Origin of the sequence: Shewanella marisflavi (assembly GCF_023283925.1) — a bacterium.
Taxonomy (GTDB): Bacteria; Pseudomonadota; Gammaproteobacteria; order Enterobacterales; family Shewanellaceae; genus Shewanella; species Shewanella marisflavi.
Window position 1 is genome coordinate 369439 of the sequence record NZ_JAKIKX010000003.1, and the last position, 24889, is coordinate 394327.

The 24889-nt window shown below is 49.0% G+C and carries 16 protein-coding genes and 2 pseudogenes; 10 read left to right on the forward strand and 8 right to left on the reverse strand.

The features are described 5' to 3' along the window. The first annotated feature begins 13 nt into the window (after nt 1-13). Nucleotides 14-583, forward strand: a pseudogene (locus L2712_RS09245) (SOS response-associated peptidase). Here the strand turns inward: L2712_RS09245 and L2712_RS09250 are convergent. Continuing rightward, nucleotides 580-1473 carry a substrate-binding periplasmic protein gene (locus tag L2712_RS09250; RefSeq protein ID WP_248977601.1) on the reverse strand — a complete coding sequence of 298 codons (894 nt, stop codon included), beginning with the start codon at nt 1471-1473 and terminating at the stop codon, nt 580-582. The pseudogene L2712_RS09245 and the gene L2712_RS09250 overlap by 4 nt on opposite strands. Before the next feature lie 195 nt (nt 1474-1668). Between L2712_RS09250 and L2712_RS09255 the strand changes: the two genes are divergently transcribed. The 3 genes from L2712_RS09255 to L2712_RS09265 all read left to right on the forward strand — a co-directional run bounded on the left by L2712_RS09255 (nt 1669) and on the right by L2712_RS09265 (nt 6136). Then, nucleotides 1669-1926, forward strand: a complete 258-nt coding sequence (locus L2712_RS09255; protein ID WP_033539686.1) for a hypothetical protein — start codon at nt 1669-1671, stop codon at nt 1924-1926. 252 nt (nt 1927-2178) lie between these two features. Further along, nucleotides 2179-3765, forward strand: coding sequence for a sensor domain-containing diguanylate cyclase (locus tag L2712_RS09260; RefSeq protein ID WP_248977602.1), 1587 nt, complete (start codon nt 2179-2181; stop codon nt 3763-3765). Between the two features lie 184 nt (nt 3766-3949). Continuing rightward, nucleotides 3950-6136, forward strand: a complete 2187-nt coding sequence (locus L2712_RS09265) for an OsmC domain/YcaO domain-containing protein (RefSeq protein ID WP_248977603.1) — start codon at nt 3950-3952, stop codon at nt 6134-6136. 112 nt (nt 6137-6248) lie between these two features. Here the strand turns inward: L2712_RS09265 and L2712_RS09270 are convergent, their stop codons facing one another. Beyond that, entirely contained in the window at nt 6249-11327 is a 5079-nt protein-coding gene (locus tag L2712_RS09270) for a S8 family serine peptidase (protein WP_248977604.1), read from the reverse strand. A gap of 832 nt (nt 11328-12159) precedes the next feature. Then, entirely contained in the window at nt 12160-13002 is an 843-nt protein-coding gene (locus tag L2712_RS09275; RefSeq protein WP_248977605.1) for a DsbA family protein, read from the reverse strand. Between the two features lie 272 nt (nt 13003-13274). On the opposite strand from L2712_RS09275, the gene L2712_RS09280 reads away from it, so the two are divergent. Beyond that, a complete protein-coding gene (locus L2712_RS09280) occupies nt 13275-13520 on the forward strand; it encodes a hypothetical protein (protein WP_248977674.1) in 246 nt (81 codons plus the stop codon). Between the two features lie 165 nt (nt 13521-13685). On the opposite strand, the gene L2712_RS09285 is transcribed toward L2712_RS09280, so the two are convergent. After that, entirely contained in the window at nt 13686-15761 is a 2076-nt protein-coding gene (locus L2712_RS09285) for a M13 family metallopeptidase (RefSeq protein ID WP_248977606.1), read from the reverse strand. A 318-nt stretch (nt 15762-16079) separates the two neighbouring features. Here L2712_RS09285 and L2712_RS09290 point away from each other — a divergent pair, with 318 nt between their 5' ends. Next, nucleotides 16080-16550: a cupin domain-containing protein gene (locus tag L2712_RS09290; RefSeq protein ID WP_248977607.1), complete on the forward strand. Its 471-nt coding sequence runs from the start codon at nt 16080-16082 to the stop codon at nt 16548-16550. A gap of 34 nt (nt 16551-16584) precedes the next feature. On the opposite strand, the gene L2712_RS09295 is transcribed toward L2712_RS09290, so the two are convergent. After that, a complete protein-coding gene (locus tag L2712_RS09295; RefSeq protein ID WP_033539681.1) occupies nt 16585-16884 on the reverse strand; it encodes a DUF1840 domain-containing protein in 300 nt (99 codons plus the stop codon). Nucleotides 16885-17233: 349 nt separating this feature from the next. Further along, nucleotides 17234-18334, reverse strand: a complete 1101-nt coding sequence (locus L2712_RS09300; protein WP_248977608.1) for a GGDEF domain-containing protein — start codon at nt 18332-18334, stop codon at nt 17234-17236. Between the two features lie 381 nt (nt 18335-18715). Here L2712_RS09300 and L2712_RS09305 point away from each other — a divergent pair, with 381 nt between their 5' ends. From L2712_RS09305 to L2712_RS09320, 4 genes and pseudogenes are all read left to right on the forward strand, one after another. Next, entirely contained in the window at nt 18716-19396 is a 681-nt protein-coding gene (locus L2712_RS09305) for an energy-coupling factor ABC transporter permease (protein WP_248977609.1), read from the forward strand. A gap of 88 nt (nt 19397-19484) precedes the next feature. Next, nucleotides 19485-20507 (forward strand): DUF2817 domain-containing protein, encoded by a 1023-nt coding sequence (locus tag L2712_RS09310; protein ID WP_248977610.1) that lies wholly within the window; start codon nt 19485-19487, stop codon nt 20505-20507. Next, nucleotides 20504-21268 carry an alpha/beta fold hydrolase gene (locus tag L2712_RS09315; protein ID WP_248977611.1) on the forward strand — a complete coding sequence of 255 codons (765 nt, stop codon included), beginning with the start codon at nt 20504-20506 and terminating at the stop codon, nt 21266-21268. Before L2712_RS09310 ends, L2712_RS09315 begins: the two co-directional genes overlap by 4 nt. A 121-nt stretch (nt 21269-21389) precedes the next feature. After that, nucleotides 21390-22660, forward strand: a pseudogene (locus tag L2712_RS09320) (glycerophosphodiester phosphodiesterase family protein). Between the two features lie 93 nt (nt 22661-22753). Here L2712_RS09320 and proC read toward each other — a convergent pair. Together proC and L2712_RS09330 are read right to left on the reverse strand one after the other, a co-directional pair. Next, a complete protein-coding gene (gene proC / locus L2712_RS09325; protein ID WP_033539675.1) occupies nt 22754-23566 on the reverse strand; it encodes a pyrroline-5-carboxylate reductase in 813 nt (270 codons plus the stop codon). 73 nt (nt 23567-23639) lie between these two features. Further along, nucleotides 23640-24887 carry a glutamate-5-semialdehyde dehydrogenase gene (locus tag L2712_RS09330; RefSeq protein WP_248977612.1) on the reverse strand — a complete coding sequence of 416 codons (1248 nt, stop codon included), beginning with the start codon at nt 24885-24887 and terminating at the stop codon, nt 23640-23642. Nucleotides 24888-24889: the final 2 nt, after the last annotated feature.

Genomic DNA, 24889 nt, shown 5'->3' on the forward strand with positions numbered 1-24889 from the left:
GGAGGCAAGATGAATGTGTGGTCGACTCAATGTGATTAGTGATCCCTTGTGTGACTGGGTGTCGGGTCAGCTGGGGATCAAGTTCCATTGCGAGAGCAACAGTGACCTAAGGCCAAGCCAGAAGGTGGCGACGATTGCATATCAAGATCAAGGGTTACAGCAGGTTGATGCCAGTTGGGGGATCAAACCTGATTGGGCCAAACGCCTCTTGATCAACGCTCAGGCTGAGACGGTAAGGCAGAAGCGCACCTTTGCCCAAGCGTTTGCCAGCCATAGGGTGTTGGTGCCCTGTAGCGGTTGGTATGAGTAGCAGCAGGCGGGCGGAACCAAACAGAAATACCTTTTTAAAGGTCGTGATGAACAGCCGCTATTGATGGCGGGTATTCTCTATCCTCAGTTTGATGGTAGCCATGCACTGGTAACCCTGACCACTAAGCCGATTGCCAGCTGCGCCCAATATCATCATCGTATGCCGTTACTTGTTGAGCCTCAGGCGCTGGGGTATTGGTTTGATACAAGTGGCGATATGCTCGAGGCTTTGCTGCACTCGCCAGAGATCCCGCTTCAGGTCACGCCCTGCTAGCGACTGTAATTGCTGTCGCTTGAGCCACTTGAGTTAAGCGCACCATCAGGTTGTTTGCTGAGATGTAGTTCGCCTTTTGGCTTGGGGGGCATTTCATGGGTCTGGGCTAGGGACACCTGCTGCCATTTCATGATGATCCTGGCTAATTCTCCCTGATGTGATAGATCTGAGATGCTCTGATTAATCGCATTTAACAGCGTTCGGTTATTGACCTTTTTGCTAAACATGAAATGAATTTGATTACTGTCGACCAATAGGTTGAGGGGTGAAAGTACCACTCCTTCAGCGTGCTGGGCCATATAGGGCAGGGCGATGGCATCGCCGATAAGAATGTCACCGCGTTCATAGCTCAGCATTTGAATCGACTGGTGGCTGTTGGGGCTGAGTACCAATAGCCCTTGGCGTGAAAGCTCCTCTTTAGAGCGCAAATAGTCGAGGCCATACCAACCATAGGTGGGCACCAGCAACTTTAATCGCTGAGTAAAAATGTCTTGCCATTTGTCGACGTTAATCTGTGCTGCTCTATCCGCTTTAACGAATAGCCTGACCTCTTCTGTTCGATAACTATCAGAAAAGTAAGCATAAGCTGTTCTGTCTTCTGTAAAACTTGCCCCCATCATCAGGTCTAAGGTACCTGCTTGCAGCATCTGGTGTGCCCGTTTGGCTGGCATCTTGATAAAGGTGAGTTGGCAGCCTAAGTGATTGGCGACCAATGTGAGCATATCGACATCGAGACCAACGGCTTTACCCGAGGTGTCGGTCCAAGAGTAGGGAGCCCATTCGTTGAAGCCGACTTTTATCGTCTCTGGGCAGGGTGTGTCTGTTTGTTGCCCGATAGCTAGTGCGGGCATAAGCAAAAATGTGATGAGTAAGAGTATTTTTTTGTTCAAACTATCGCCTGTTGATACGTTTAACCCTAATACTGTGAACTCATAAGTCACGAGCTTTTTATTAATCCTAGCCGTGTCTACACCTCTACGCCAGCCTGTTATACTTTTGTATGATGTGAGTGGGGAGCTTGGTCACTAGTGGCTGAACTGTTGGCTATATTTTAGGTGGGTTCAATTATCTCGATGAGAGGGATTATGACGCAAAAGCAAGCACAGACTCCAACGATAGAAGATAAGCTTATTTTGCTGTTAAAAACCTCTATTGTTTTAGGCTTATGCCTAATCGCATTAGGGATCTACCTGCACAACTTCAGTGACACCATGGAAGCTATGGGGGTGACTGGCATTATTATCAGTGCCGTCTGTGTCGCCTTTGGTATGGTGTTATCTTTACCCACCAAGATGTATCTCACCTTTTTGCTGGTTAAACGTGAATCCGAGAAGCAGCAATAAAGGCTTAATAGCGAGAGTGTTCTGCTTCTGAGCTTTTATTAGGTTAAATTAACCATGCAATGCTGCACAGGCCCAAATAAAACTGTGATCTGAAACTGAAGTCATCTAAGGTAATTCATTGGTTTGCATCTATCCTTAGCTAAACTTGAGGCTAAGAGTCAGTTGCTGGTTTCAGGCTAAAGCTTTGACCATTAGCATGTATGATAAAGCCGAAAAATGGTTCCGTTACTGCGGATGCCGAGTTAAATCTGGATGAGTAAAAAACCTGTTGCTGTTATGGATAAATATGATCCCCAGAGCATGAATCTGACCTACACCAAATATAAAAAGAGCTTGCTCTATTCCCTGCTGCTCCTGCTGTTTCTCGTTGCAGTGCTGGCTATCGTTTATCTGATGTCTAGCAGTAATATCGCCCGTGAGCGAGGCAAGCGTCAGTATGCCGAGCTTGGCAATATGCGGGCTAGCCTGACCGCTGAACTCACCATTGTCGGTACAGATCTGGCTTATTTTGCCCACAGCGATCTAGCGATTTCTACCCTGGAGCAGGAAGACTCCAATGCCAAAGCTTATTTGACCTCCTTGATGTTTCAGATCGGCAACCTTTATAAGCATTATGACCAGCTTCGTTTGCTAAATAGCATAGGTGACGAGGTGATTCGTATCGAGCAACGCAGGAATGGCGGTTTACAGCTAACCCCTGAGGCGGCGCTGCAAAATAAGGCGAATCGATATTATTTTAAGAAGGTACTCGAACTGAATCCCCAGAGGATTTATACCTCGCCCTTCGATCTTAATGTTGAGCATGGAGAGATCGAGCAACCGATAAAACCCACCATACGCTTTGCTACACCCGTGCACTCCAAAGAGGGCAACTTTTTGGGCGCAGGGGTGATCAATTACAACGGCAAAGATCTCCTGCAAATTCTCGAAGCTCTGAACATACATAAGGGAGATAGCGTCTATCTGCTTAATGGGGAGGGTTTCTATCTGAAGGGCGACCAGGCCAACAAGGAGTGGCGTTTTATGTACCCCGAGATGGAGCAGTTACGTTTTGGCGATGAACACCCCAAAGTATGGCGTCAGATGCAAAATGCAGAATTGGGCAAGGTGACGACTGAGGAGGGCGAGTATTATTTTAGTCGTTTTGAATTGTCGCCCAATGAGATGTTTAATCTGGTGAATAAGGAAAGTATTTACTTGCTGATGTTTGTGCCCGATAGCAAGATTCAAGACGCACAGAAAAACCTCAACAACAGTGCGCTGTTTGCCTTCCTACTCGTGTCGCCCATGTTTATTTTCCTGGCTTATAAGCTGGCCGGTTCTCAGGTGGAGCAGCAGCGTTTATTTGCTCAGCTCACCTTCGATGCGCGCCATGATGCTCTAACTGGCCTGTATAACCGTAGCGCCATTTTAGAGTATTTAAGTAAGAGTATCAGTAACACCCGCCGGCGAAAGTCATCCTTGGCGGTGAGCTTTATCGACGTCAACGACCTTAAGAAGACCAATGATCTTTATGGGCATGAGGCGGGAGATATGCTGCTCAAGGGGGTGGCTAAGGTGATTAACATGTCGATCCGCGAGAGCGACTTTGCCGCGCGTATCGGCGGCGATGAGTTTTTGATTGTGTTTATCGACTGCGATGGCCCGGCAGCGAATGAGATCATGCAGCGGATCCAGGCGGCCTACAGTGTTGAGGGACAGAGTCAGGCGGGCAGGGAGTGGAACTTGAGCTTTGGCTGCACGCAATTGCTGCATGAGACAGATGATGTCGACAGCATTATTGAGCGAGCAGACAAGCTGATGTATGAACATAAGATGGGGCAAAAAGGTCAGCTCTAGCGCTAACAGAAGGTCAAAGGTGCGGACTATGCCGCGTCGTCCTTGGCATTAATTCGGCTAATTGGCCTATTTAGGTAATTAACCCAAGACTAATGGGTCAAAAACACCGATAATTCACCTCAATTGTCTCTTGTTGAAATAAAGCCTGCTGCGTTAAGACGTGGTGGCGCAGTGGAAGTACCTAATGGAAATCAAAGTTAATTTTCTCGATAACCTCAGACTCGAAGCTAAGTTCGACGATTTTACCGTCACGGCCGATCAGCCCATTCGTTACAAGGGTGATGGCAGCGCACCGAGTCCCTTCGATTACTTCCTGGCATCTTCAGCCCTGTGCGCGGCCTATTTCGTCAAGGTTTACTGTAAGGCCCGTGACATTCCCACGGATAATATTCGTCTGTCTCAAAATAATATCGTCGACCCAGAGGATCGCTATAACCAGATCTTCCAGATCCAGGTAGAGCTGCCCGACGATATCTCGGACAAAGATCGCGAAGGGATCTTGCGCTCTATCGATCGTTGTACGGTGAAGAAGGTGGTGCAGACTGGCCCAGAGTTTAAGATAGAGGCGGTCGAAAACTTAGACGCCGATGCCAATGCCATGTTGATGGGCCAGCCCGATGGCGACACTAGTACCTATATCTTAGGTAAAGACCTGCCACTGGAACAGACCATAGCCAATATGACCGGCCTGTTAGCCGATCTGGGGATGAAGATAGAGATCTCCTCTTGGCGTAACATAGTGCCTAACGTCTGGTCGCTGCATATTCGTGATGCAGCTTCGCCCATGTGTTTCACCAATGGTAAGGGGGCAACTAAAGAGAGCGCCCTGTGTTCGGCGCTGGGCGAGTTTATCGAGCGTCTGAACTGTAACTTCTTCTATAACGACCAGTTCTTCGGCCTGGATGTGGCTAACAGCGAGTTTGTCCATTATCCCAACGAGAAGTGGTTCGCCCTGACTGACGATGATTCACTGCCTGAAGGCATGCTGGATGACTACAGTCTGGCCATCTATAACCCAGATGGTGAGCTATGTGGCTCGCATCTTATCGATACCAACTCAGGCAATATCGAGCGCGGTATCTGCAGTATTCCTTACAAGCGCCGCTCAGATGGTGAGACGGTTTATTTCCCGTCGAATCTGATTGAGAACCTATTCCTCAGTAACGGTATGAGTGCGGGTAACAACCTGCAAGAGGCCGAGGTGCAGTGTCTGTCTGAGATCTTCGAGCGCGCCGTGAAGCGCCAGATCATCGAAGAGGAGATAGTGCTGCCCGACGTACCTATGGCTGTGCTGGAGAAGTATCCCAGCATACTAGCCGGTATCAAGGGACTGGAGGAGCAAGGCTTCCCCGTGGTGGTTAAAGACGCTTCTCTTGGCGGTCAGTTCCCCGTGATGTGTGTGACGCTGATGAACCCTAAAACCGGCGGCGTATTCGCCTCTTTTGGCGCACACCCTACTTTCGAAGTGGCGCTGGAACGCAGCCTGACAGAGCTATTGCAAGGCCGTAGCTTCGAGGGACTCAACGATGTGCCTAAGCCGACCTTTAATAGCATGGCGGTGAGCGAACCTGAAAACTTTGTCGAGCACTTTATCGACTCCACCGGGGTGATCTCCTGGCGCTTCTTCAGCAGCAAGTCTGACTTTGAGTTCTGCGAGTGGGACTTCTCGGGCACTAACGAAGAGGAAGCCAAGGGGCTGTTCGGTATCTTAGAGAGCCTGGGCAAAGAGGTCTATGTGGCCGAGTTTGAAGAGCTTGGCGCGTCTGCTTGTCGCATCCTGGTGCCTGACTACTCAGAGGTTTATCCGGTCGATGACCTCATTTGGGACAACACCAATAAGGCGCTGGATTACCGCGAAGATATCCTCAACCTGCATAGGCTGAGCGATGATGAACTGGCTGATCTGGTTAACCGCCTGGAAGAGAGCCAGCTGGATAACTATACCGATATCCGCACCATGATAGGCATAGTCTTCGATGAAAACACCGTTTGGGGACAGCTAACCATTATCGAGCTGAAGATCCTTATCTATCTGGCCTTGGGCGCCCATGAGGAAGCCCTGGAGCTGGTGGAAGACTTCCTGCAGTTTAACGATAACACGGTTGAGCGCGGTCTCTTCTATCAGGCGATGGCCGCGGTACTCGAGGTCACCTTAGATGAAGAGCTGGAGCTTGAGCACTTTATCCATAACTTTACCCGTATGTTTGGTGAAGAGGTGATGGCTCAGGTAGTGGGTTCGGTCAACGGCGAAGTGCGCTTCTCAGGGCTTACCGAGACCAGTATGGCGCTCGAAGGTATTGAGCCGCATCTGCGCCTTATCGAGAGTTACAAGAAGCTGCATCAGGCGCGTAAGGCGAAAGCAGGACTATAATTTCTGTTTGATGGGCTTGTGTGAGTAAAGAGAGATAAAAAAATCGGAAACCAATGGGTTTCCGATTTTGTTTGATACTAAGTGCTCTTGAACTTGCTAAAGAGACTTAATATTACTTTTGACGACGGCCTAGACCTGCTAAACCCAATAGCATCAAGGTGAACCAACCTAGGCTACCACCAGAGCTCGATGTGCTGCTATCACCTGCATCAACCCTAACGGTAATGCTGGCGACAGACTCTAACTCACCGTCACTTACCGTGACGTTAAAGTTATGCTCACCCACACTTAGTCCAGTTACGCTAGCGATTGCTTGATCAGCATTGCTAATTTCACCCGGACCTTCCCAGCGATAAGTGAGCTGATCGCCATCATAGTCAGTGCTAAGTGACGCATCTAAGGTAATGACATCACCCTCTTTTGCCTGCACCGAATCTGTTGTGACTTTCGCTTCAGGTGTATCGTTGGTTCCCATCACGGTTAAAGTGAAACTGGTTGAAACACTGTCACTCACATATTCGTTATCTTGAACTGTGACTGTGACAAGGGTTTCGCCACTAAAGTTTTGCTTAGGCTGTAGTGAGAAGCTGTTACCTTCCACTGTCGCTTCAACATTGTCGCCACTGACGATAATAGTGTTGTTCACTTTATTGGCGTCGACGTATACCACTTCAATACCTTCGATAATACCGTCTTCTTCAACCGTTAAATCAGGCATCTCGGCAAGCTTGATGTTGCTTGGTACTTCGATGGCGCCCACAGTGGTTTTCATTGAGTCGCCTTCAATGGTGTAATCCATTGAAACATCCAGTGTTTGACCAACAGCTTGTGGTTGAACAACGGCTTTCATACTCAATTGAATGGCACTGGCTTCAGGTCCCATGTAATCAAAACAGATCACTAGGTCATCAGACAGTTTTTCATCTAAGTCATCGAAACCAATCATGCTGTATAGATAGCCATCTTTAGGGCCAGCATTTTTCGAGAATGTACTGTCAAAGCCTTCAATGAATACAGCACCTTTTGCCAAGTTTGCACCTAAGTTGTCGTAGGCAAACATGATTTCATATCGCTGTGGATTGAAATTGATGCTTGGACTCATGATGACTTGATAGTCATATTGATCGCCCGTGGTCTTGTCTGTGACGTTATCGAACTCAAGGAATAGCATATCGCCAATATCTGGACGCTCGCTGTTGTATTGAGCTGCGATGGTTAGACCCCAAGGATCTTCAGGGTTTCTGCGGTGATTCATTTCGAAATCGCCACGCCAGAAAGGTGCTATAGACTCGTATAAGAATCCAGGACCTCGGTGCATACGCATTGCCCAATAGGCGGTATTAAACTGCATAGCGCCCACAGGGTGCATTCTTAAGAACCCAGCGTTATCTTGGTTATAGAGTTTTAGCTGTTCACTCTCCATGCCCCAGAATAACCACCACATTGGTATATCGTAATAGTCTCGATTGCTTCCCACATACCAATCATGCACGGGTTGTAAACCAAACTCACGCAGATCGATATAACCACCCGTTGAGTATTCATCGATCAGTGGTGTTTTACACTGCTGATCGCTCAGGCTATTGGTGACGACATATTCTCTTTGAATATTACGTGTAGAGGCCTGAGTTCCTTTTAAGCTTAGGCCTTGCTCATCGATGGTAATGGCATCCATCACTTCCTGGTTACTGGATATTAAGGTACTAGGTACCAGACGCATGCCTTCAGGAACACTCAAATTGAAATCATAAGTGCGATCATTTGACTCCATATTTGGCAGCACATCGACAGTGATGTCGATAACATCCATTACACGGGCTTTAGTTTGACTGACATCAAAGCTAACCAGGTCGCTACCACGGGTTAATTTAACCGAGGTAAACCCAAGAGTGCCTTCTTCGCCAGGCATATTGCCCATGTCGAAACCGCCATAGTAGACGTCGCCTTCCATTGCATCAGGAATATCCCAATTTAGGCTAATTTCATAGTTACCAATACCATCATGATCTGCAGGACCCGTTAGCGTAAGGTTATTGTTATCGCTTTGCTCGGCAAGCATGGCATAACCGGTCGTCACTTCATGGCGTTTATTGTTACCGCCAATATTGGTGACGGCTAGCCAATAGGTGCCTGGCGTTGGATCAATAATGTTGCAGTAGTTGTGTATTGACTCTGAAGAGGACTGACACACAAGTTCACTAAAGTATTCCATTTGAAGCGCTTGCTGATTTTCATCTTGCTCTTCTTGTGACGGAATGAAAGTGCCATTGTTATTAGCATCAAGACCTAAGGTTAGCATTGGATGCGAATGGATATAACGTGGGTTAAGCTCATCTTCTGGATTGATTTCTTCAGATGAGAGAACTTCCACGATTAAGCGCTTAGTGCCTTCCGGAACCGTGATCTGCTGGATGCTCCAACCTCTATCAATATAATCTTGATCGAAGAAAGGTCTTACTTCATCTAGCTCTACGGTCGAGGTCGTTGGCTGAACTAAGCCATACATTCTAGGAGTAAACTGGCTGTAATTATCAGTGTTGACCGTGAAGGTCTCTGAACCCGTATTACGGTTGATGGTAAGCTTCTTCTCATGGGGGAGTTCAGTCGGCTTTGAGAAGCTAACGACAGGCATGTGTAGCTCAGGTGAGTTATTGCTCGCCTCAGTTAAAATCACTGTGCCATTGTATGGCATATAGTCATTCGACATTTCCCATGGGCTTTCTGGTTCATTCGGCTCTATCGCATTAGAGACACGACCTGGGACCTTCATCGTCACTAAAATTGAACGAGACTCGCCTTTTTTCAAGGTAAACTCACTCGGAGAGACAGTGAGTGAAGCACCATCACCTTTTGTTGTGGTTGATACGACCCAAGAACCATCTTTGGTTGCTGTGACAGTGCGCATCCAGGTGCACTCACTTTCACACTGACTATCAACCATCGAAGGTAGGTTTAACCAATTCGCGATACCGCCATTGTTTGGATTGGCATCTAAATAGTTATCTATGGTTTCATCCATGATTAAGCCAGTTTCTGCCGCTTTAGCGACATCGATGGCGCCCGCACCAGCCATAAAGTGATATGGCAAAGATGCTGGCTCAGCACCGCTGTATGGCTGATATTTGACTTCGTTGGCAGTCAACATCAGTGCAGATTGAATTTCAGCGGGGGTCCAATCAGGATGTAGCTGTGTCAATAGCGTCATGGCACCAGCAACATGTGGTGATGCCATAGAGGTACCGCTCATCATGGTCCAATCGCTAGAACGAGGAGCGTTAGTAAATGGCTGATCATCCGCGTTTGCGGCATAGATATTAACGCCTGGCGCCGTTAAGTCAGGCACAAGATTGTCAATGTAACGACTCGGTCCCATAGAGCTGAAGAGTGCCAGCAGGTTACCGTTTTCAGGCGTTAGATCGTAATCATTACTGTGGGTCGTGATCGTTGCTTTTGCCGTTCCTTCACTACTGTATTTAATCCAGTTTTTGATTTTGTAACGGTCACTCGCAGCGACATTGATACCGGGAATCACAAACTTATCGGCTACCAATCTGTCGCCGTAGCTCATGTTCTGTAACACGATACCGCCCGCACCGCCGGCTTGAACATTGACGGCTTTGTCCACACGCGCAATATCGCCTCGCTCACACACAACAATTTGATCGCTGGTGAAAGTTCCCGCAGGGAAAGGTACGTTACAGCTAGCTGCTGTGTATCCATCATTCAGATCGGGATCCGGATAGTTTTCAGCTAGCACAAAAGTACCTGAGAGTTCACTGGTAAACCCTTTACCTGAAATGTCACTCGATGGAATGCGATAGCTTGGTGCATCACCTTCAAAGCCCGTAATTGTCGTGTTGCCTGCGTTTAGCGTTCTATCATGGGTTGAAGCACCTACTGTGGTGACCCAAGGAGAGGTGTGGTCGGCAGAGTAGAAACTTGGACCAGAGTTACCTGCGGCAGCTGCTACAGAGATCCCAGCCTCACGAGCCGCTAAGAAGGCGAGCTCCATCGGATCTTCCCAAGGAAAGCTTTCACCGCCACCAATGGAGAAGTTGATGACATCAACACCGTCTTTAATCGCATCTTCAAAAGCCGCTAAAATAGCTTCTTCAGGACAGCCTGCATAAGCATCTCCACCACTACCTGGATAACACACCTGGTATGAAACGATGTGAGCGCGGGGAGCAACGCCTGAGGTTGATTCAAAAGTGAAAGGCAGATCGACACCGTCACTCACGGCTTCGCCGTTACTGGCTTGCAGTGGAATATTGGTTAAGCTGTTACCCGCTGCTGTGCTTGCGGTATGCGAGCCATGGCCATTATAGTCTTCCCCATTTTCTGGGCGAATTTGCTTAGTTTGCCATGAGTATTCTTGAAACTCAGGGGCGTCGTAGACCTTGGTGATCGTATTGTATGAGTAAACCCCAATCAGTTTATCGTTACACAGTGTGCTGTCTTGCACACAATCACCTAGGAAATTACCTGCGCCTAGTGGGTTATTCGCGGCAAAATCATCATCTGATGCAAAAGCAGGATGGTCTGTATTGATACCGGTATCGATAATACCGACCACCATGCCTTCACCCTTAACACTAAGACCCGCATCGGTATTGCCTTGCCAGAGTTCTTTAGCACCGATGAATTCAGGCCCGCGATCGGTTTTTAAATCAAATATGCGGCTTGGGGTGATCTTCTTCACCCCTGCCGTTTGTGCAAGCAAGGCCGCATCACGTTGCGTCATCCGAACAGCCATCGCATTGTTGGCCAGGGTGTATTGGCTGAGTAGATTTAGGTTAGCGCCTTTACCTTGAGCTTTTGATAATACACTTTGTTGTTTTTGTTTTAGTAAGCTTTGGTAGCTTTTTACCGATCGACTATTGATGTCAATGCTTGAGCGAGCCTGGATTGAGGCTGATGCTGTTACCGCGGTAGCGGCATAACCTTTGATATCACCTTTGTATGTTGCCACAGGATCATCATGTAATTGCACAATGAACACATGCTCACCTTTAATGGAGTCATCAAAGGTAAATACATTTTTATTGGTTTGACTGTGTCGATTGACTTGTCCTGGTTTGCCAGCAAAGACTTCGCCATTTTCATGGGCCTTTCGTTGTTGGTTAAACTCTATGACTTCCTCTGACGTGAAGGTGGGAGTATAGAAGCCGCCTTTGCTTGTTTTTTCCATACCAATATCGGCGAGGGCATATCCTGCTGATCCAATGGATATTGCCCCTAAAACCGCCAATGAGGCTTTTTTAAGTTTAAATTGTTTTTCCATGTTCAATTTAATTAATCCCTATAGAAAGTATTGATTGCAATGTGTGCTTTATGTGCGTGTTAAACTCGCAGTCAGATACAAACTATTAACATCCTTGTAAAGATTCAACTGTCACCAATAATGCTTGTTTTTTTATACAAGGCTAATGTGTGATGTCTATTTTTAAGGACTTCTTAGTGTTTAATGTCGGTTTTTTTTATCTCACTTAATATTGGTACTGTAAAATGTTGCAGCTTTGGTTGAATCAATTTATTTGGTCTGGCGGGTTATTGGTGTGAGTGTTTCTTTTCAAAATGATGAGGGAGATGTTGTTTTATTTGATGACTTGCTGCAAACCCTTGTGTGTCGGGGGTATTGCGGGGAGCAGTATGACAAAACAATGATGTTCTATTTTTCGTGACACTTTGTATCTGTATCAGCTTTGATACATTTGTTATATCTGAAAAAGGAGAAATTCGGAGGGTAAAATTAGCGTGATTGATTTAAAGCAAGTGATTAGGTTAGTTGAAATGATATTTATTTGACGGCCAAGATTTATAGATGGTTTGTAGTAAAGCGGGGTGATTAAATAAAAAATTATAATCGAATTGATGTGATTAGTGAGTGTGACTGATAAAGCGAATCGTTAATGCCCATGGCTTCCCCGTATATTCTGATTATTTCGCATGTTGTTTTTAGAGCATCATTGAATGAGCTTTGATAGACAGTCATTGAGGCTTTGCAAATACTCGGTTCTTTTCTAATTTGTATTGGCCTGTTTTATCTGCTCAATACAGGTGCCGGCATTTTGGTAGTCAATGGGGATTGGCGTGATGCCAGTAGCGGTTTGCACAAACAGGGAAGGAAAACTATTGCCACCGATTGAGCGTGCAAATTGGATTTCAGCTAATAGGGCTTCTTGTGTCGTGTCATGCTGCAAGTCTACGCTGAATTTAGTCTTCTCTAATCCAAGAGTGTCGGCTAAATCGATTAATACAGGGTTGTCACTAGGATTACGTGCCTGCAGGTAATAGGCCTTTTGTATGGCATTTAACATCAAGCTTTCAGCCTGTTGGGCCCGAGCGGCGAGTATGGCTCGGCAGGCCGGATAGGTTGCGCGTCTTGGTGTGTTGAGCGTCCAAAATTCGTGATTAAATTCAGTGCCCAGCAGGGTTTCTATTTTGTGCCAATAAGCGGCAATTTGCTTTTGCATCGCAATGGGCATTGGCTGGTCGCTATCTGGCGCAAGTCCGCCAAGCAGATACACTATTTCGATGTCACCTGATAGCGCTTGCTCGATTTTCTCCCAGGTTGGTTTGAATCCCCAGCACCAGGAGCACATAGGATCGTAAACATAATACAATTTATTCATATCAGGTGATTTCTCTTCCGAAATACGATGGACACTATCAAGACTCAAAGCCATTGAATTGATAACAGCTTTGCTGCGAATATGCGAGCTAAGCTTATTGTTAATGTGGGCGCAGTACTCGCGTGCCACTATGATAGTCAGTATATGATAGTCGGGAATGTTAGCCGAGAATGATAGCCGGGAACAATGGTCGGTTTTCGCTATAGGGATGAACAGTTCGCCGCTGCTCATCGATTCGAATCGACATTCTTCTTACCTAGGCTAACAGTGGCTAAAAAATATCTCTAACATATTTTTTCCTTGAATTTTTTACTCATACAGCCCCAGACAGAGTCTGCTTTTACTCTAACTGGGGGCGCGTAAGAGGCTTTTTCGGCTCGGCTGCGTAGGGATAAACCCTGGGACATTCGCGGCTCCTGGGTTCACATCCAGGCTGAGTCGGGGTAGAGTACGCGGCATTAAGTAGAGCCTGTTTGTAGGCGGATAAGATGAGAAGCAAAGTCATGAGTGATTATAAGACTGTAATCGATAACCTGGACGATTTAGCCAGCTTTCTGTTGGCGGTGGAGAATGGTGGTCTGGGACTGGAAGGCGTAGAAGGTGTCGGCATGGCGACCAATAATGCCGATGGCCGTCATTTTGTGGCGGTATTCGATAAGAACCACAAACTCTTGCATGCCCGCTGGATCACAGATGAAGTGTTTGAGCAGGGTAAAGAGATGGTGCGTAAAGGCGTCTCACGTCACTAAGATGTTGGTATAAAAAATTAAGCCCGCGGCATGACACCGCGGGCTTAATTAAATGGCCCCTATATGAGTCTTAGGGGCCTCTCAGAGGTAAACCATCATGCCCAGTATTTAAGTTATTAGTATCGATTTAGCTACTTAAACAAAATCACAGGCATTTTTATTGGTTTACCAGATCTTCACGCGTTGATCTTCAGGCAGGTACAGGGCATCTCCTGGCTTAACATCGAATGCCTTATACCAGGCATCGTGGTTACGCGGTGCAAGAGCGCGGTAACGTCCAGGCGCATGGGTGCCGCCGCGAAGCTGGTTAAGCATGCTCTGTTCGGTGCGCTTCTCTTTCCATACCTGAGCCCACGCTAAGAAGAAACGTTGATCGCCGGTAAGACCGTCGATAACGGGAGCTTCTTTACCATTAAGGCTCAGTTTGTAAGCGTGATAGGCCATTGCCAGACCACCCACGTCACCTATGTTTTCCCCTAAGCTGTTACGGCCATTAACGAAGTTGCCTTCGATTGGTTCATACTTGCTGTACTGGGCGGCAAGTTGATCGGCTTTGGTTTCAAATGCTGCGCGATCGGCATCTGTCCACCAGTTACGTTGGATACCGTTAGCGTCAGACTTAGAACCCTGGTCATCGAAACCGTGTCCCATTTCATGGCCTATCACAGCGCCGATACCGCCATAGTTAACGGCTGGATCGGCATTAGGATCGAAAAATGGTGGTTGCAGAATGGCCGCAGGGAACACAATTTCGTTAAACGAGCTATTGTAGTAAGCATTTACACGCTGTGGTGTCATGCCCCAACGGTTACGGTCAGTTTTTTGCAGCTCTTTGGCGACACTGTCTTCACGGAAGAAGGTTCTTAGATTCTTAATGTTACCCACTAAGTCGTTGTTGCTGATGGTCAGGCCATCAAACTCTTGCCAAACATCAGGATAACCAATTTTAGGATTGAAAGAGGCCAGTTTTGCGTGAGCATTGACTTTGGTTTCTTCACCCATCCAATCTAAACCGTCGATACGCTGCCCCATGGCGGTGCGCAGGTTTTCCACCAGCTCAGCCATCTGCTGCTTCGATGATTCAGGAAAGTAACGTTTGACGTAAACTTTACCTATGGCAAAGCCTAATGACTGGGTACCTGACATCTGCTCTACTGCGCGCTTCCAGCGTGGACGAGGCTCTTGCTGTCCGTTTAGTGTCTTGCCGTAGAAGTCGAAGTAGGTGGTGTAGATCTCATCTGACAAGAGTTCGGCGTTATCACTGACGGCGTGGAATGTCAGGTAATCCTGCCAAACCGTTAACGCTTCATTATTGATCAGTTCGATCATCGCCTTAATCGGTTCTGGCTGAGAGATGTTGAGCTGAGGGACTTTATAACCTGTCTCGGCGAAATAGATATCCCAGTTAAAACCTGGATACTCAGTGCTGAGTTGATCACGCTTGATCTGGTTTAAGGTGAGGTCGCGGTTACGGCGCTTCTCACGTGGCCAATGGCCTTCAGCGATTTTGGTTTCTAACGCTAAGATGGCCTCTGCACGAGGAGCCGCATCTTTAACACCAGCAAATTCAAGCATTTTGGTGATATGGGCTAAGTAAGCTTCGCGAATCTTGACGAAACGTTCACTGTCTTCCAAATAGTAAGAGCGATCCGGGAGACCCAAGCCACCGGCACCGATAGACATCTCATATTGATCAGGGTTGAGGCGGTTAAACCACATACCACCACCAATAGGCGCGCTAATTCCCTCTAACCAGGCATTACCAAAGACTTTAGTAAGATCATCGGTCGATTTGATAGCGGCAATTTGATCTAAGGTTGGCTGAACCGGGCTGATACCCAGTTTGTTAATGGTATCGATATCCATGTAAGCCTTGTAGAAGTTAGCGATTAGTTGCTCTTCTGCATTAAGCTCCTGACGGCTGGCGATATCATCAATAATCTCTTTTACCTGAACTTCACTGCGCTCAGCCAAGGCATTAAAGGCGCCGTAACGGGTTTTGTCAGCCGGCATGACGAAGTTGTCATACCAAGTACCGCTGGCATACATGAAGAAATCGTCGCCCGGTTTGACATCAAGGTTACGGGCTGTGAGATCGACACCAAAACTGCCTAATTCGGCTTTGGCCTGAGATGGGGCGACCACTTCTGATGAAGCAGCATTGTTAGAACGGGTATCTTGGTTGCTGCAGCCACCGAGAACAGCGGTGGTTAAGGCTATAGCGATTAGGGATTTTTTCATTGGTGCTCTCTTCCTTACTGAGTTATTTTTTTGGTTTTAAAGGTACGGCGGTAGAAGCTTACCAAGGTGAACAACAAAGTTAAAACGGTTATCAGCCAGACAATTGTAATAAAAGAATACACAGCTTAATGTCAGGTTGGCCGAAATTGGAAGTTACCGCCCAGTTTGAGGCTGAGTGTCTACGCAGAGATGTCTTGGTGTTGGTCTTGGCGTTGGTCACAGCCTTAGATGACAAGATAAGTTAGTCTAAGAGCAATGCCCGCCCTGTTAGGGTGCGCTAAGCCTAGAGCATCAGGATATCGAGAATAAGGAGTCGCTATGCAGGGCGCGGATTACTTCATTAAAGAGCTTGAGTTAGAGCAGCATGTCGAAGGCGGGTATTACCGCTCTTCCTACCGGGCGCTGGAGCAGTTTGACGACAAACGTCAGCTGTGGACCAGTATCTATTTTCTACTGCGTACTGGCGAAGTGTCTCATTTTCACCGTTTGACCGCCGATGAGATGTGGTATTTCCATGGTGGTGAGCCCTTGACCATTTATATGATCGATGAGGAGGGCAACTTAACCACGGCTCAGCTGGGGCTAGATATCGCCGCCGGGCAGCGGCCGCAATTTCTGGTGCCTAAGGGTTGTATCTTCGGCTCGGCCATGAATAACCCGGGGTTTTCCTTGGTAGGTTGTATGGTATCACCTGGGTTTACCTTCGAGGACTTTGAGTTGTTCGAGAGGCAAACTCTGCTAAATGCCTATCCCCAGCACAGACAGATCATCGAGCGGCTGACTCGATAAGTCATAAAGGACTGCTTAAAGGCATTTTTTGGGATTATTCCCACATCACATTCTGGTTGTTGCTGGCTGCCGATTCGAATAGCTCGATAAGGGGCAATGCGCGCTGCCTGAGACTGACAAAGGGGCCTTGGTCTTCATCGTCTTCTGCCTGTGGGGGCTCTGTTGGCGCATTGGCTACCGCCTGTTGCAGCCGGGTGAGGGCGGCTGGCACATCTTCGGCACGTATCGCGCCCGGCACAGATGTACTGTGGCCGAGTATTGTTAAGAAGGTTTGTGCTACATCGCCAAACAGTGTGATATCGGCGTAGTGCTTGGTTTTAAAGGTGACTAGCATTGTGTTATTCCTTATTTGGAGTTGCATTTGGCGCTAAGTTCAATCCTCTAAAGGAGCCTTGGCTGTATGATTTAGCCTGGGAGATGCTAGCTTGAAAGGAGTGATCCAGTATATCAGATCTCGTGTCATTAAAATTATAACCTATTGTCTCTTGGCCTGACTTTTACCGAGCAACTTGATAACGGCTAACTAGGATAGTTAGCCCCTCTGTCTGAAGGGCTAACTCTAACTAACTTAGGGCTACTACTTAATTTTAGTCTGCTTTAGCTTGGCCATGGCTTGGTTGTGCCGTGGTTTAGTCGTGCCATGTTTTGATCGTGCCATGGCTTGGTAGCAATAGGTCTTGGTATTAATCGTTGACGGCTCTGTGCTCAGCTGGCTGAGTTGGGCTTTGGGTTTCGGCCACGACTCGGTTTCGGCCGCAGTGTTTGGCCTGATAGAGGGCATTGTCGGCGCGGTTGATCAGCGACTTGGTGGTGTCATCACTCCTTAATGCAGACACGCCGATGCTGATGGTTAGTGATTGGGCGGCAAACTTTTGGCTTGCCACATCTTGGCGTAATTGTTCAGCCAGTTTCATTGCCTGAGGCTGTGTGGTGTCTGGCAGTATGATCACAAACTCCTCTCCACCCCAGCGGGCAAGAAAGTCACCTTGACGGATCAGGCTCTTTAGGCTGTCGGCCAGCTGGCACAGTACCTGATCTCCAGCCAGGTGGCCGTAGGCATCATTAATCTGCTTGAAATAATCTACATCGAGAATCAGTAGGCTAAGGGGCATTTGTTGATGATGGCTTTGCTGTACGCCTTGCTCTAGCGTTAAGTCGAGCTTCTCCCTGTTGTAGAGACCGGTCAGCTTGTCGGTTTCAGCCAGCTTCTGGATCTTGGCGTTGCGCTCGGCCAGTTGACGATAGGCCGAGGAGCGGGTGCCCTCGTAGAAACGAAACAACATAATATGGGCAATCGATACCTCGATAACATTGAATAGCGCGCCCATGCCGAAGGTGACGGGCTTAGCCTCCTGGATCTGGCCATAGACTATGTAGGCGCACACACCGAAGGCGATAAGGCAAATCAGGCTGCCTCTTTGACGGCCAAGGAGGAAGAAAGCGAACGGCGGGATCAGGGTGGCCCAATAGAGAGAATGGGCATAGCCACCCACCGAGGCGACAAATAGCAGGATTAATCCCGTGACCATCAGGGTCACCGCCCAGGAGGCGAGGTTAACGTTGGCGGTTCTGTTGAAAAACAGCAGGATCGATAGGGAGATCAGCAAGCCGCTGGCGTCTAAGGCGGCGTACTCATAGCTTTCGAAATAGAAGATATTGAGCAGGGTCAGCACCAGGAAGAAGGAGCTGCTAAGTAGCAGAGTATGACCTATTAAACGAGTTCGCCAATAGTCTCTGTGTCCCGGTGGATATTGGGCAAAGTCTTTGTACCAATACTTGAGCATGATGTCCCTTTCTTCTTTGCGTATGAGAATTATTACCCAAATTTGCCGCGATTAACAGTGGCTTATCTGGTGATTTCCAGTACCTTTTTAGTTAGGTAAGCTTAATTTCGCCGCAATTAGGGAGTGTGACGCCTTGTTTGAGTCTATGTTAGGGTTAGCGCACAGGAGAAGACGTTGATTTTCTGGCTGTCGGCGTTTTAGTTTTAGAGCGGATGAAAAGCAATGACAGCATTCTTACTGCAGAGGTGGAGTGAGGATTAACGCTGGCAGTTGGAGTTTTAGCTTTATGGGGGATGAAAAGGAATGACAGCATTCTTACTACAGAGATGGAGTGAGGATTAACGTTGGCAGCTAGTGTCTTGGGGTGGGGATGAAGAAACTATGACAGCATTCTTACTACAGAGGTGGAGTGAGATTGAGTGGCAGCTTGATGTTGCTCAGGTGCTTGCCATGGCATTGCTGGCGCTTTGGTTGTGGGCTATTTGGCCCAGTGAAGATGTGAAGAGCCTGCTTAAAGACAAGGCTCTGCAAACGCGACTGCTGTTGGCCATCTTCTTCATCAACGCCCTGTGGCTGATTGATGCCAGCATCACGCCGGGAATTCACGCACATTTTCTTGGTCTGGTGACCCTAATGCTGATGTTTGGCTGGCGTTTGGCCACCTTAGCACTGCTGTTACCCGTGGCCTTTTTTGCCACCTTTATGCTCAAACTGCCGCTGGACTTTGCCATCTATAGCCTGGTGGCGATAGCTCTTCCCCTGTTTCTCTGTTATGTGGTCTACAGCCAGGTATTTAAGTATCTGCCGCACCACCTGTTTGTCTATATCTTTTGCGGCGCCTTTCTTAACGCCTTCTTATGTATCATCTTTCATATTCTCTGTTGGTCGACCTGGCTCTATCTCAGTACAGACTATGACTGGGCTTACCTTGTCGATAACTATATTTTGCTGATCCCTTTATTGGCTTTTCCAGAAGCCTTGCTCAATGGTATGGCGGTGACCTTGATGGTGGTTTATCGCCCCGAATGGCTTTATGACTATTCGGATAGAACCTACTTTTAGATTGATTTTCAGACCTATTGAGTGTCATCTCTCTGTCGCATTGGCGGGGTAAGTTAGGCTCACGGAACAGCAGTGTTAACCTGGGGATATGAGCCGGTTTTCCTTCGAGCATGCTTTTGAAATCGATACCCTTAAGCGGTTAATCGCCCAACATCAGGCGCATTTTCGTCATCGCTCCTTACTGGATTTCTATTATCGCGGTGAACCGCTGTCGGTGACCGCAATCGAGCTGGGTTCACAAGAGAGTCACGCGCCTTGTGTGCTGTTTGTGGGCGGTGTACATGGCGTCGAGCGCATCGGTGCCCAGGTGGTGCTGGCCTTTCTGGGCAGTTTACTCAATCGTCTGCCATGGGACACCCATTTGCAGGCGCTGCTCAACAAGGTGCGTTTGGCCTTTGTCCCCATAGTGAACCCTGCGGGATTTTTACGTGGCAGTCGCGGTAATGGTCAAAACGTGGATTTGATGCGTAACGCCCCTATTGAGGCGAAGCAGCGCGTCACCTTTTTGGTGGGCGGCCAGCGTATGTCAAGACATTTACCTTGGTATCGTGGCGAGGGGATGGAAGGTGAGACTCGGGCGCTGGTGGATTATGTCAAGGCACTGCATAGTCGCAGTAGCAGTTTGCTGGCCTTAGACGCGCACTCGGGTTTTGGCCTTAAGGATCATCTCTGGTTCCCTCATGCCCACACCAGCGATCCCTTTGGCGGTATCGGTTACGTGTATCAATTGCATAAGTTGTTCGAGACCAGCTATCCCTATCACGGGCACTATCAATTGGCGCCCCAGAGTCATTTTTATACTACCCATGGGGATATTTGGGATCATCTAGTGGTGAGTTCTGACTGCAAGGTGCCTTTTGTGCCGCTAACCTTAGAGATGGGGTCGTGGGCCTGGGTGCGAAAAAATCCTCGCCAGCTTCTGAATTTCGCCGGCTATTTTAACCCTCAGGCATCCCACAGGCAGCACAGGATCTTGCGCCGTCATCTGGTGTTAATGCAGTTTCTGCTCAATGCCGCTTATGGCGAGGTACTTGAGCAGATCACCCCGCCTGAGCTGATTCGACTGACCGACGAAGGGTTAAGGCTTTGGTTTAATCGAGGAGTAAGATGAGAACCTTAGTATTGCTTAGAGGCTTGATGCGTGACGAGCGTCACTGGCAAGGGTTCGCCGAGCGATTAATGGCTGCTGGCGAGCAGGTGGTTTGTGTCGATCTCCCGGGGAACGGCCGTCTTGCCGACGAGATTAGCCCAATGACTATCGACGGCTATTGTGACAGGGTGTGGTCTCAGGTCACGCCTCACATCAGTCCCTTTAAGGGCAAGTCTGTGGTGCTGATTGGTCTTTCTATGGGCGGCATGACGGCGCTCGCGCTGGCCAGGCGTTACCCGGACAGTATTCGTCAGGTGGTGCTGCTCAATAGCAGCGCGGCTAACCTCTCGCCTTGGTATCGGCGCTTTCGTTTGTTGCCGCTGCTTGGGGCGTTGCTGGGGGCCATACGACTCAAGCTGACACAGTTGAGCCGCCGCCTCAGCCTGGTGGAGACCTGTGTGCTGCAATACACCAGCCGCTATCATGGCGACAATTTGGTATTGATCGCTAACTGGAGCCGCTGGCGCAATGAGCGGCATACCAGCCTGGGAAATGGTATTCGCCAGCTTATTGCCTGCGCGCGTTTCAAGGCGCCAAAGTTTGAGAGTATTCCGGTGGTGGTGCTGTGCGGCGCCGAGGATAAGCTCGCCGACCCAAGTTGCGCCCGCTCGCTGGCAAGTTTTTATCGCACCCAAGCATTGGTGTTGCCCGATTGTGGCCATGATATGAGTTTGGATGCACCTGAGGTGCTACTGGTCTGCTTACAGTCCAAACTGCTCTAAGTCGGCCTGCGGCAAATTGTCATATTAATTTGGTCTAACTGTCATCTGTACTGACTAGTATCCCTGCGCAAATATTATTAATTGAGGGGATAATCGAGTGCCAAATCAAACAGCTAATCTTATGGCCTTAGCGGGCATACTATTGGGCAGCTTTAGCCTGACAGCATGTAACAGTAGTGATGATGACAATCAGGTCGAGAGCAATCCGCTCGCCGCCGTAATGGGGATCGACAAACAGGTGTCAGCTCAGGTGGGACTCAGACCTCTGTTTCTGGTGGATCAGATGGTCGATGGGGAACTCAAGAACCAGCTGGAACAATGTCGTCAGGGGCCTTTCTATCGCAGCGACTTTTCTATTGGGCATCGCGGTGCCGCCATGCAGTTTCCAGAGCATACTAAAGAGTCTTATCAGGCCGCCATCGATTCAGGCGCTGGAGTAGTGGAGTGTGACGTGACCTTTACTGCCGACAAGGCGTTGGTGTGTCGCCACTCTCAGTGCGATCTGGCGACCACTACTAATATCTTGGCCATCGACGATATCGCGGCTAAGTGCAGCGTCCCCTTCACCCCGGCAGATCCTGTTAATGGCGTGAGTGCCAGCGCAACCTGTTGTACCAGCGATATTACCCTGGCGGATTTCAGGCGCCTCAAAGGCAAGATGGATGGCGCTAACCCCAATGCCACCACGGTAGAAGCCTATATGGCGGGCACCGCCAACTGGCGCACGGATCTCTACGCCGGAGACGGCACCCTGATGACCCATGCCGAGAGTATCGCCATGTTTAAGGCTGCCGGGGTCAAGATGACTCCCGAACTCAAGGCGCCGAGTGTGGCTATGCCGTTCGATGGTATGACACAAGAAGATTATGCTCAGATGATGCTGGATGAATATCAGGCGGCTGGGGTTTCGCCATCAAGCGTCTATCCCCAGTCTTTCAATCTGGCGGATGTAAAGTATTGGATTGCCAATGCGCCTGAGTTTGGTCAGCAGGCGGTTTATCTCGATGACAGATACGATTTGAGCGATTTCGATCCGCAAGACAGCGCCACCTGGTCGCCGAGCATGGACAGCCTGGCGGCTGATGGCGTGCAGATCATCGCACCGCCACTGTGGGTATTGGTTACGCTGGACGATGAGGGCAAGATAGTGCCTTCTGAATATGCCAAGGCCGCCAACGCCGCCAGGCTAAAGATCATCACCTGGACCTTGGAGCGCTCTGGTCTGCTGACCCAAGGGGTGGCTGGTACTATCAGAGCATCACCGAGGCGATCAAGGATGAAGGCAAGGCTTTCGAGTTGTTGGATGTGCTCGCAAAAGAGGTTGGGGTGATCGGCGTATTCAGTGACTGGCCGGCGACTGTGACCTACTACGCCAACTGCATGGCGAAATAGCTAGGGATATCTCTGGCGAGATAAACAAAAAGGCGCGCTCTTGATTGGGCGCGCCTTTTGTTTCTGTGGGGATCTTTATCGGGGAGGGGCCCTTTAGCCGAGCGACAATTCCCTTGCCCTACGTGCTGCACTATCCATTGCCCTGGCGACTAACTCATCTAGCTCGCCGTGCTGAAAGGCCAGTACGGCCTGCTCAGTGGTCCCTTTAGGTGAAGTCACCTGATGGCGCAGAGTTGACAGATTTTCCTGACTGGCGATCGCCATAGAAACGGCGCCCATAGCGCTCTGCAATACCGCCTTGCTGGCGGTTTTTGGCGGTAAGCCCTGTGCAATCGCGGCCTTTTCCATCGCTTCTAAAAACAGGAAGAAGTAGGCGGGTGAACTACCGGCCGTCGCCACTATGCTGGACATCTGGCTTTCATCATCGAGCCAAACTGTGTCGCCAACGGCGTTCATCAGTTTATCGGCGTCGCTAAACGCCATCCTATCTTCCTGGTTAGGAACAAAGAGGCCGGTTAACCCTTTACCTATCGCCGTCGGTAGATTAGGCATGGCACAGACTAGCTTGGAGCCCTGAGGCAGCTTGTCAGTGATGCTGGCATGGGTCAGCCCTGCCGCGATAGAGATGAGCAGTTTTTGCTGACACAGCGGCGCCAGAGCCGGGCGCAGTTCATCACACACTAAGGGCACGATAAAGGGTTTTACCGCCAAGATAATGATGTCGGCAAAGGCCACTGCAGCACTGTTATCTGAGTGCACCTTGACGTTAAAGCGTTTTACCAAGGCGCTGCGGGTTTTCTGGCTCGGCGCACAGACGAGGATCTGCTCGCTACGATGGCCATGTTTGATCAGGCCGCGAATAATGGCTTGGGCCATGTTGCCACCGCCGATGAAGGCGATGCGCAACTGGGGATTTAAGCCTGTGTCTTGATAAGAGATAGAAGGCCTCCTCTTGGTGAGTTTGCTCGTTGGGTTTATCTTAGGCGCGGATCTGTCCGTCGCCTTCGACCAGATATTTTTCTGTGGTCAGCGACTCCAGTCCCATAGGGCCATAGGCGTGTAGCTTAGTGGTGGCAATGCCAATTTCGGCGCCTAAGCCTAACTCGCCACCATCTGAGAAGCGTGACGAGGCATTGACCATGACCACAGAGGCATCAACCGTGCGCTGAAAGCGTTTGGCCGTCAGCTCATTTTCGGTGCAGATCACCTCGGTATGGTTACTGCCGAAACGGCGAATATGATCGACGGCGTGGTCGAAATCGCTCACCTGGCGTACGGCAAGTTCTAGATCCAGATACTCCTGACCAAACTCATCCTCTTGCAACACTTGGGCATCGCTGAAGTACTGCTGAGTCTCATGACAGCAGTTGATCTTCACCTTATGCTTAGCCAGTGCCGTCGAGGCCATGGCAAGAAACTGAGGAGCAACATCTCTGTGGACTAACAAGCCTTCGAGGGCGTTACACACACCGGTGCGCTGGGTCTTGCCGTTAAGCAACAGGGCTAGGGCCTTATCCAGATCGGCATCTTTGTCGACATACAGGTGGCAAACACCTTTAAAGTGCTGAATAACTGGGATTTTACTGTTCTCAGTCACAAAGTTAATTAGGCCTTCTCCACCTCGGGGGATAATGACATCGATAAAATCGCGCTGCTGCATCAGCTCCATCATCAGATCTCTATCTGGATCGGGAACCACGGCGATTAGCGCCGCTGGCAGGCCATATTGCTTAAGGACTTTTTGTAAGATGGCAGCGATCACCTTGCTGGTGTTCAGCGCCTCTTTACCGCCTCTTAGCACCACGGCATTACCGGATTTAAAACAAAGTGCTCCGGCATCGGCGGTAACGTTAGGTCGCGCCTCGTAAATCATGCAGACCACCCCGAGAGGAACACGCATCTTGCTGATGTTCAGTCCGTTAGGACGGGTACTCAGCGGACGCTGCTCGCCGATCGGATCGGGCAGTGAAGCGATGTTCTCAATCCCCTGGGCCATTGCCTCGATACGCTCGACATTAAGCGTTAGCCTGTCCATCATGGCTGCGCTAAGCCCAGCTTTTTCGGCATTGGCAAGATCGATAAGGTTGGCACTACGGATCTCAAAACTGTTGTCGCGTAGGGATCGCGCCATATCCAGCAGTATGGTGTTTTTGGTCTGGGCGTCGACTAGGGCCAGTGCTTGTGCCGCCTTCGCGGCATCTTGTGATAACGTTTTAATAATGCTCATAT